This window comes from Pseudidiomarina mangrovi, assembly GCF_003999375.1.
Taxonomy (GTDB): Bacteria; Pseudomonadota; Gammaproteobacteria; order Enterobacterales; family Alteromonadaceae; genus Pseudidiomarina; species Pseudidiomarina mangrovi.
In genome coordinates this window covers 491,246-500,061 of the sequence record NZ_RJLC01000017.1, presented here as the reverse complement: position 1 = coordinate 500,061, position 8,816 = coordinate 491,246, and the positions used below count along the sequence as shown (strand labels likewise).

Annotated in this window: 11 protein-coding genes; 5 read left to right on the top strand and 6 right to left on the bottom strand. The window is 48.7% G+C overall.

Annotation, left to right across the window (positions count from 1 at the left end; translation table 11 throughout):
* Both EFO84_RS11775 and EFO84_RS11680 read left to right on the top strand, forming a co-directional pair.
* Nucleotides 1-633: RHS repeat domain-containing protein (locus tag EFO84_RS11775; protein ID WP_205701980.1), on the top strand; the 633-nt coding region annotated here is incomplete at its 5' end.
* Nucleotides 634-688: 55 nt separating this feature from the next.
* Complete coding sequence (locus EFO84_RS11680; protein ID WP_127348225.1) at nt 689-1,081, top strand: hypothetical protein; 393 nt, start codon at nt 689-691, stop codon at nt 1,079-1,081.
* Nucleotides 1,082-1,957: 876 nt separating this feature from the next.
* Here EFO84_RS11680 and EFO84_RS11670 read toward each other — a convergent pair.
* The 4 genes from EFO84_RS11670 to queF form a co-directional block, all read right to left on the bottom strand.
* Complete coding sequence (locus EFO84_RS11670; protein ID WP_127348224.1) at nt 1,958-2,962, bottom strand: isocitrate dehydrogenase; 1,005 nt, start codon at nt 2,960-2,962, stop codon at nt 1,958-1,960.
* A gap of 78 nt (nt 2,963-3,040) precedes the next feature.
* Nucleotides 3,041-3,433 carry a DUF3192 domain-containing protein gene (locus tag EFO84_RS11665; RefSeq protein WP_164742443.1) on the bottom strand — a complete coding sequence of 131 codons (393 nt, stop codon included), beginning with the start codon at nt 3,431-3,433 and terminating at the stop codon, nt 3,041-3,043.
* Between the two features lie 51 nt (nt 3,434-3,484).
* Entirely contained in the window at nt 3,485-4,840 is a 1,356-nt protein-coding gene (gene ppnN / locus EFO84_RS11660; protein ID WP_127348223.1) for a nucleotide 5'-monophosphate nucleosidase PpnN, read from the bottom strand.
* Between the two features lie 17 nt (nt 4,841-4,857).
* Nucleotides 4,858-5,685: an NADPH-dependent 7-cyano-7-deazaguanine reductase QueF gene (gene queF / locus EFO84_RS11655; RefSeq protein WP_127348222.1), complete on the bottom strand. Its 828-nt coding sequence runs from the start codon at nt 5,683-5,685 to the stop codon at nt 4,858-4,860.
* A 164-nt stretch (nt 5,686-5,849) separates the two neighbouring features.
* Between queF and syd the strand changes: the two genes are divergently transcribed.
* From syd to EFO84_RS11640, 3 genes are read left to right on the top strand one after another with little or no spacing between them, the layout of a single operon-like run.
* Complete coding sequence (gene syd, locus EFO84_RS11650; RefSeq protein WP_127348221.1) at nt 5,850-6,404, top strand: SecY-interacting protein; 555 nt, start codon at nt 5,850-5,852, stop codon at nt 6,402-6,404.
* A gap of 52 nt (nt 6,405-6,456) precedes the next feature.
* Nucleotides 6,457-7,173 (top strand): GNAT family N-acetyltransferase, encoded by a 717-nt coding sequence (locus tag EFO84_RS11645; RefSeq protein WP_127348220.1) that lies wholly within the window; start codon nt 6,457-6,459, stop codon nt 7,171-7,173.
* Complete coding sequence (locus tag EFO84_RS11640) at nt 7,163-7,465, top strand: Mpo1-like protein (protein WP_240642705.1); 303 nt, start codon at nt 7,163-7,165, stop codon at nt 7,463-7,465. Before EFO84_RS11645 ends, EFO84_RS11640 begins: the two co-directional genes overlap by 11 nt.
* Here the strand turns inward: EFO84_RS11640 and EFO84_RS11635 are convergent.
* A complete protein-coding gene (locus tag EFO84_RS11635; protein ID WP_127348218.1) occupies nt 7,454-7,762 on the bottom strand; it encodes a DUF3301 domain-containing protein in 309 nt (102 codons plus the stop codon). The genes EFO84_RS11640 and EFO84_RS11635 overlap by 12 nt on opposite strands.
* Nucleotides 7,753-8,805, bottom strand: a complete 1,053-nt coding sequence (locus EFO84_RS11630; protein WP_127348217.1) for a DUF3549 family protein — start codon at nt 8,803-8,805, stop codon at nt 7,753-7,755. Before EFO84_RS11630 ends, EFO84_RS11635 begins: the two co-directional genes overlap by 10 nt.
* Nucleotides 8,806-8,816 lie beyond the last annotated feature (11 nt).

Here is an 8,816-nt window from a genome sequence, read left to right as displayed (position 1 = left end):
AGCAACAACCAGCTCTATTACGTGCATAACGACCATTTAGGCCGCCCCGAAGTACTGACTGATAACCAAGGTGCAGTGGTGTGGCGGGGGCAGCTAGAAGCCTTTGACCGCTCGGTGCTTATGAGCACAATCGGCGACTTCAACATCGGCTTTCCGGGGCAATACTGGGACGAAGAAAAGCACAGCTGGTACAACTACTACCGCGATTACGATGCCACCACCGGCCGCTACTTGCAGAGTGACCCGATTGGCTTAGCGGGTGGGATGAATACCTATGGGTATGTGGGTGGGAATCCGATTAATTATTTTGACCCACAAGGATTGCACAAGCAAGATAACCTTTGGGGTTATCCAAAAAAGATGTGGAATTGGGCTCACAGGCATTATGACGGTTTTAGAGAGCTCAAAGGGCCTAATGGGCAAATAGGTCAAATCGATGCCCGAGAAATTCATAATGAATGGAAAAAAAATGGAATGCCTGGCCCCAAAGCGCCACTCTCTAGTGCTCTATTCGCAACCTATCTTGCGAAATTAGTCGCTGCCGAGCAGTGTAAGCGCGGAGATTTGGTGGCTTGTGATACTTATGAGAAGCTTGGGGGAAAAGTGATTAGAGAATGTGGGAATGCTATTTAGTCCTGAGATTGATTCTCGATATATAGCAAATTCACTCATTTAGTCGGGAGTATTTATGTTTAGCGTAGTTTGGGATGTCAGTACTGAAATTGACGATATTGATAAAGTTGTTGAATTGTTTAAGATTAATACTAAATCTTGGAAGAAGGGGGACCAAAGTTCTTCTCTCCGTCGGCATAAAACTTCGGGATTTCGACTTCCAATCGGTGATTGCAAGGATGTGATGGAGCTATCTAGCTGCATGTCAATATTTGTTGAAAATAATTCAGAGGTATTGAAGTATCTAAAAAATAATAGTTTTACGTCAGAAATTGATGTCGGAGTAATTGTTGACCCCCGACAGGTTGCTCTCGTTAGTCTTCAGCTACCGTTCGATATTCAGAAGCAGCTGACTAATCATAAAATTGTGCTGGTATATACCGTTATGTTTTCGGACGAATCGCAATAAAACCGAGAGGATTAACAGGACGTTTTTCAACATCGGCTTCCCGCGTCAATATTGGGACGAAGAAAGACCACACAGTTCACTGAATTATTTACCGCCAGCTGACTATGCAAAACAGGTGGCATAAACTGAAATCTCATTGAAAACATGGTGCTATTTCAGGGGAAAGGTCAATGCCAGTTGGAGTGATTTTACATTAAGTGACGCAGTAGTTACTGATGCATCTGAGTCATCATGTGGATGTGGAAAGTAATTATGAGTCAATGTTTTTATGCTTCACTGATTATTATGTTGATCTGTGATGCGGTTGGATTACATTTTTTAAAGAAAACTTACGCGAAGACGAATAAATCGTTAGATAAATTGCATTACTACTGGACTGATGCGAATAAAATGGCTTATTTGATTGGTTATGTGGGAATGTTTAGATTTTTTCAATTAAATAGTTCAAAGATAAAAATCATTCTCTCAATTCAAGCGGTTGATCTTTGGATATGCATGACTTCTCTATTGTTGGGATTTTATGAACGATTGGGTCTTTAGAGATGTAGGCATAGCAAGTTTATACCCCTTCGACTTAGGAGGGTGTTCAATATTCTATGTCTGCGACAACCAGCTCTATTACGTGCATAACGACCATTTAGACCGCCCCGAAGTACTGACTGATAGGCCACAAAGGCGCGGCGGTGTGGCGGGCGCAACTAGAAGCGTTTGACCGTACTGTCATCATAAGCATAATCGGCGACTTTAACATCGGCTTCCCGGGGCAATACTGGGACGAAGCAAAACACAGCTGGTACAACTACTACCGCGACTAGGATGACACCGCCTGCCGCTACTAAGAGAGTAGCGGTTCTCGGTCAGACCTGTTCAATAAGCTTACAGTCTATCAATCACTGCTTGAGTGAAGTCGGTGGTACCATGGCTGCCACCGAGGTCGCGGGTGGCGCGGTCGCCGCTGGCGATAGTGTCAGTTAGGGCTTGGCGAATGCGGGCGGCATGCTCAGGCATTTCGAGATACTCCAGCATTTGAATGGCCGCTAAGATGACCGAGCTTGGGTTGGCAATATTCTGCCCAGCGATGTCTGGTGCTGAGCCATGAACCGCTTCAAAGATCGCTGAATTTTCGCCAATGTTAGCGCCTGGTGCCATGCCTAAGCCACCCACTAAGCCAGCACACAAGTCCGATAGAATGTCGCCGAAAAGGTTGGTGGTGACAATCACATCAAACTGTTCTGGGTTCATCACCAGCTTCATGCACACCGCGTCCACGATCATCTCATTGGTTTGAATATCTGGGTACTGCGCGGCAACTTCACGAGCGACCTTTAAGAACAAGCCTGAGGTTGATTTCAGAATATTTGCTTTGTGTACGATGGTGACTTTTTTGCGGCCTTCACGGCGCGCTAGCTCATAGGCAAACCGTACAATACGCTCAGACCCTTCGCGGGTGACCTGGCTCATAGCGTGGGCAGTGTTACCATCATCTGAAACGACTTGGCCCAGGCCACTGTACATGCCTTCGGTGTTTTCCCGAATGGTAATAATATCAATGTCTTGATAGCGAGCCTGGGTGCCTTTGAATGACAACACTGGGCGCACGTTGGCATACAGATTAAACTGCTTGCGGAGGCTGACGTTAATGGAGGTGAAGCCTTCACCGACTGGCGTAGTGAGCGGACCTTTTAAGGTGGCACGGTTACGGGCAATAGCGTCGAGCGTAGCGGCGGGTAATAATTCGCCAGTTTTTTCCAACGCGGCAAGGCCGGCATCGGCAAACTCATAGGTGAAGCCACAATTGGCTTTATCAAGGATTTTCAGGGTGGCATCAATAATGTCGGGGCCAATGCCATCGCCAGGGATAACGGTAATGGTGGTAGTCATGCGCTGTGTTCCTACTACAAACAGGGAATAGGCGCGCATTTTAGCAGAAAAAACCCCGCTAAGAGCGGGGTTTAGTCATTAAAACGATTGATAATCACTATAAGCGTCTGCACCCCAAGCAATCAGTTTGTCGTTCTTAAATAGTAGTGGCGTGCATTCATCGCGGGTGGTGACGCCGTCGGATTTAACATGGTGGGTACGATAGAACAGCACCAATACCTCAGCGTCATCGCTCACGGCTTTGCCTTCACTGATGTCGGGCGAACCGAGCAGGCGGATCACGTCACCTTTGGAGATACCCAGATCGAGTCGGCCAATCTGTTTGAGGTTAAAGGTTTCGCGTTCTTGCCAACTCATGTTTTCCGGGTCGGCTTGATACATCTGTAAGATCAGCGCGGCAGCAGCAAAATACAGCGCAAACCCGATCACTACGATTTTGACCATTTTCGGAATTTTGATGGTTTTTGCCATAGTATTTTTTGTCCTATGCTGTCGGTGCCGTCAGGCACTTGATTGCGGCTGTTAATCGGTAACCACGCGATAACATGGATAATAGACTGAACCCGGCAACTTCATACGGCCCTGTTCGACGAATGCCCGTAACAACACGTCGAGTTTCTGCATCATGTCGCGTTCACCATGGATCTCAAATACACCATGCTGGCGAATAGCACGAATACCATCTTCTTTGACGTTGCCGGCAACGATGGCAGAAAAGGCACGGCGTAAATCCGCGGCTAATAATTGCGCCGGTTGGTCACGATGTAAATTCAAGTTGCGGACATTATGATGGTTCGGCACAAATGGGCGCTGGAACGGCTCATCGATATGCAGCGTCCAGTTAAAGCTGTAAGCGTCACCAGTACTGCGGCGATACTCTTTAACGTGCTGAATGCCTTGTTTCATCGCCATAGCCACGGCCACTGGGTCAGCAATGATGATTTGATACAGTTTTTTCGCATCGGCACCAAGTGTCGCCACGATGAATTCATCCAGTGCTTCAAAGTAAGCTTTGCTGGCGGCTGGGCCAGTTAATATCAACGGCAATACCTGACGTTGATTATCGGGGTGCATCAAAATGCCCAAAATATACAGCAGCTCTTCGGCTGTACCGGCGCCGCCGGGGAAAATGACGATACCATGAGCGCAACGCACAAAGGCTTCCAGACGTTTCTCGATATCTGGCAATATCACCAGCTCATTGACGATTGGGTTTGGTGGTTCAGCGGCAATGATACCTGGCTCGGTGAAACCAAGGTAACGGCCATCGGCAATACGTTGTTTGGCGTGACCAATGGTGGCGCCTTTCATCGGCCCTTTCATGGCGCCCGGGCCACAGCCGGTACAAATATTGAGACCGCGTAAACCCAAATGATAGCCAACTTCTTTGGTGTATTTGTATTCCACTTCGTTAATTGAGTGACCACCCCAGCAAACAATCACGTTGGGGTCTAAATTGGGTTGTACCACTTGGGCGTTGCGCAAAATATCAAACACCACATGGGTGAGGGTATGGGTGTCAGCTGAATCGAGTGTGTGGGCGTTGTACCGCTCGCCGGTGAATAAAATATCACGCAGCACGGCTTCTACTAATTCTTGCATACCAACAATCAGAGCGCCGTCGACAAATGCTTCAGCAGGTGGGTTGATGAGTTCCAGCTGAATGCCGCGCTCACAGCGCACTACACGCACATCAAAGTCTTTGTACTTATCAAAAATTTCTTCGCTGCTATCGGTGGTGGAGCCGGCATTAAGTACCGCTAAACAGCAGTTACGAAACAGTCGATATAAATCTTCGTCGCTACTTTGTTGTAGCCGTTCAATTTCGAGTTGTGACAGCAAGCTCATGCTGCCACGGGGGGATATAGTTATATTCATCCTTGGTCCTTTCAGTACTATTGTCGCACCAGCCGAATAGTCGCTGGTGGCTGTTCAAAATTTGAGCGGAAGGGGTTGATATCCAACCCACCACGCCGAGTATAGCGAGCATAAACGGTTAATTGCTGCGGCTTAAATTGCTGCAAATCCATAAAAATCCGCTCGACGCACTGTTCATGAAATTCATTATGATGCCGAAATGCCACGATGTAACGCAGTAGTGCTGCTCTGTCCAGCTGCTGACCACGGTAGCTAATCACCACTGAGCCCCAATCGGGTTGGTTGGTGATCAAGCAATTTGATTTCAATAAATGACTATGCAGCGTTTCAGTCACTAGCGTATCGCTGTCAACAGCCAGTAAGTGCGGATCATAATCGTAGCTATCGATGCTGATGGCTTGCTCATCAATACAGTCACCGGGTAAGTCGCCAATCGCTAGCTGTGTGGCTTCTCTTAGAGTCATTAACCGAACCGTCACAGCAGCACCAGCGCAATCACTCAGGTCGTGTTCAAGTTGCGTTGCGACCGCTTGCCAAGAGTGCCAGCGGCTATCGTTGAAACTATTGAGATACAGTTTAAACGATTTCGATTCAATTAAGTTTACGCTACTACAGGGTACGCTAAACTCGGCCACCGCCACTTGGGGCAAGCCATGCTGGTTTAGCCACGACAACTCATAACCGGTCCACACATCCACGCCGGTAAAGGGTAGCGGTTGCTGCTCAGGAATGCCAATCGGACTGCGATTGAGCTGACGGGGTACCGCTTGCAGCAAGGTTGCGTCAAACTGGGTTGGGTACTGGGTTGGTTGGCCTAAATTTAAGTGGCCTAATGGCTGTTTCATTAAATCGTTTTACCTTGTTGTCGTTGCTGTACCCTGCACGCGCTGCGCTTGCTACACTAACGGCTAACCTATTGATAGTGACATTCATTGTGTTGCGTCAGCATTGTAGCGCTCAGGCTGCTGTGATGCTAGCGTGAAAGCAATTTTGCAATAAGGATAACGGCATGATGTTGAGTACCGCCTTTGACCAGTTGATCAACCGCTATGTTGATTTTTATCAACAGCATGGCGCTGATTTATTGGTAGAAATGAACTCTGAGTGGCAAGCGCCAATTTATCAGCGCGTTGATGAGGGGAGTGACTACTGTCACTGGCAACCACAAATTCAGCAGCAACCAGGCAGTTTTGACGATCTTGCTGCGGCATTAGAGCAGCCGTTACACGATAGTGTTGCTGAGTTATATAGCCGCTGGTATGCCGCCGATTTAGCCGTTTTATGGCAACAACAGCCATTATGGTTACTCCAAGTGCACGGACCGGAAGATTATCAGCGAATGCAAGCCAACTTGGCTGGCCATGTGCTAATGAAGCGCCGGTTACGTCAGCCTATTACGTTATTTATTGGCATTGCCGAAGAAAGCGATGACTTATTGATTACTGTCGATAATGAATCGGGAGCGGTTGGGTTGGAATATGTAGGGAAACCACAACACCAATTATTAGCGCCTAATCTGACCGAATTTTTAGCAAATTTAAGCCCACGCTTGGTAGAAAATTAAGCCAGAATGGCGTAGCTTGTGAGCATTAACATGAACCACAACGAGGCCGGTTATGGCGGAAAATTCCGTTGCTGAGAGCACCACCGATATCATTGCCAAAGGTGAATTACGCTATTTGGTTGCTGAAGAATTGAAGCTGGCAGCATCATTGCTGTACCAAGCCTATTATGATGACCCACTGCTGATGGACTTATTCCAAGCGCACAAGCCCGATTATGAAAAGCGCCTGCGCGCCACCGTGCGTGAGGAGCTAGCGGCGTTTTGGGAAGCGCAACAGCCAATGATTGGTGTCTTCGATGGCGATAGCTTGTTGGGTGTAGCCTGCTTAACACGGCCGGGCAAAAGCTTCGGCCCCGGTCGCTACTGGCATTGGCGGCTAAAAATGTTGCTTACTGCAGGCTATGTCAGCACCATGCAGTTAGTTGATAAAGAACTGCTGATACAACAAGCTATGCAGCAGAGTCTGGGCGAGCAGTTGGCCGATAACGACTATCATATGTTGGCATTTTTGGCGGTGCACCCGCGCTATCAACAAAATGGTTGGGGCGATTTACTGGTGCGTGCTGCTAGCCAAGCTCTAGCCGATGACCAACAATCGGCCGGTATTGCGGTGTATGTGACCATTGATAATCATCTCAAGCTATTCTTTCAGCATGGCTATCAGGTGGTGCAAGAGTTGATGGTTGGTGAGGTCGCTGGGCGGTTATTATTCTGTCCACGCCAAGCCGCGCAGCAATCACAGTATGAGGAAAGCGCTGATGCAATTTAACTCATTTAAAGAATTCTATCCCTACTATTTGGCTGAGCATAGTGACCCGCGCTGTCGTGCTATGCATTACATCGGGAGTACCTTAGTACTGGCGCTGATTGCCTATGTTTTGGTAACCGCTCAGTGGTGGTATTTGTGGTTGGTGCCGGTGATTGGCTATGGCTTCGCCTGGCTCGGTCACTTTGGCTTTGAACACAACAAGCCAGCCACGTTTAAATATCCGGCCTATTCGCTGCTCGGCGACTGGGTTATGTATGGCCAGTTTTTAAAACGCCGTATTTTAGGTCGGTAGCCGATAGGGGGGTGTAATGACATCCTCTAAGCGTAAATTCAGTAAGGTTATGGTGCCTTCGTAGCGGCTTTCACCGTCACTACTGAAGGCAAAACTGTAATGACTCAGCCAACCAATGTGGCGACCGCGTTTGGCCGGTCGGCCATGACTCCAAGCGATATCTAAAAACTGCAGATCATGCTGCTGACAATAGCGCTCAGCGTAGCGTTTGGCTTGCTCTGCCTGACGCCGTCCCTGCCAAAATAACCAAGCACAAAAACTAATGCTGATGAGTATCAGTGCATCGGCTAATTGCATGATGTCGCTCCGTTGAGTCGTTGCCATAACTGCCGTAATGAGCTGGGGTTGTCGTTGCGTCGCAACAACGCCAACAGATGCGGCCGTAGAGCCGGTAAACGAATCAGTTGCTGCAATAACGGCAGCTGTAATGACTGTTCACCCGCGGCTAAGTGCTGCAAGTATTGCGGTAATAGGTTGGCTGAATTGCTGCCAGAAGGAACTAGTGCCGGCCATAAACGCATTGCTATCAACACCAGCAGGTCAGTGGCTATGGCCGCATCAAAAGGTTGCTCGAGCCGCTGCTGCAGAGCTTGCTGCACTAAGTCATGATCAGCGCGACTGGTCAGCATTCGCCACACCAACAACTGACGTTCAGCGGGTAGTTGTGGCAACCATGCTAGCATCGGCTCAACCGCAGTGAGAGGCAAGGGCGGATGTTCCAGCGCTTGCGCGAGCGCTTGCAGAAAAGGCAACGGAAAATTAGGTAGTTGCTGCAGCAGAGTTTGTTGCAGATTTTCGAGTTGTGGCAAACGTGCGGCGACATCATGGATCCCTTGCACACCGAGTTGTTGCCATGATTGCTGCTGCGGGTCGCGCAGATAACTCTCGACCGCTTCAAAGTGCAATGATGGCGGTTGCCCAAAACGTACCCGTAGTTGCCCATGCAGCGCCGCTTGCGCGGTGGTATTGGGAGTAAACAAATAGGGGCTTTGTTGCAACTGTTGCTGCTGTTGCTCGCTAAGTGCACCGGTGAGTTGTTGCCCTAATAAGGCAATGACTTGGGCGATGAAGTTTTGCTGCGCTTGCTGGTCGAGCAAGCCACGTTCATCGAGCGGGAGTTTCAGCAGCCAAATAAAGGGCTGTGGATGCTGCTGCAGTTGCGGCCAAAACACTAAGGCAAACTGGGCATGATGTTGATGGGGGTAGGGATAGGCCACCCGTTGCCCAGCAATTACGGCGAATTCAGCGCTACTGAGGGCTTGTACGCGGCCACCGAGGTCATAGCAACAGTAGCTACATTGGCTGTGCTCTAACAGCTCACTTAGATTAGAAATAGTCATCAGACTTGCAT

Bases quoted from the DNA above. Each gene is read 5' to 3' on its own strand.
- EFO84_RS11680 (WP_127348225.1), top strand. From the start codon at position 689: ATGTTTAGCGTAGTTTGGGATGTCAGTACTGAAATTGACGATATTGAT.
- EFO84_RS11670 (WP_127348224.1), bottom strand. From the start codon at position 2,962: ATGACTACCACCATTACCGTTATCCCTGGCGATGGCATTGGCCCCGAC.
- EFO84_RS11665 (WP_164742443.1), bottom strand. From the start codon at position 3,433: ATGGCAAAAACCATCAAAATTCCGAAAATGGTCAAAATCGTAGTGATC.
- ppnN (WP_127348223.1), bottom strand. From the start codon at position 4,840: ATGAATATAACTATATCCCCCCGTGGCAGCATGAGCTTGCTGTCACAA.
- queF (WP_127348222.1), bottom strand. From the start codon at position 5,685: ATGAAACAGCCATTAGGCCACTTAAATTTAGGCCAACCAACCCAGTAC.
- syd (WP_127348221.1), top strand. From the start codon at position 5,850: ATGATGTTGAGTACCGCCTTTGACCAGTTGATCAACCGCTATGTTGAT.
- EFO84_RS11645 (WP_127348220.1), top strand. From the start codon at position 6,457: ATGGCGGAAAATTCCGTTGCTGAGAGCACCACCGATATCATTGCCAAA.
- EFO84_RS11640 (WP_240642705.1), top strand. From the start codon at position 7,163: ATGCAATTTAACTCATTTAAAGAATTCTATCCCTACTATTTGGCTGAG.
- EFO84_RS11635 (WP_127348218.1), bottom strand. From the start codon at position 7,762: ATGCAATTAGCCGATGCACTGATACTCATCAGCATTAGTTTTTGTGCT.
- EFO84_RS11630 (WP_127348217.1), bottom strand. From the start codon at position 8,805: ATGACTATTTCTAATCTAAGTGAGCTGTTAGAGCACAGCCAATGTAGC.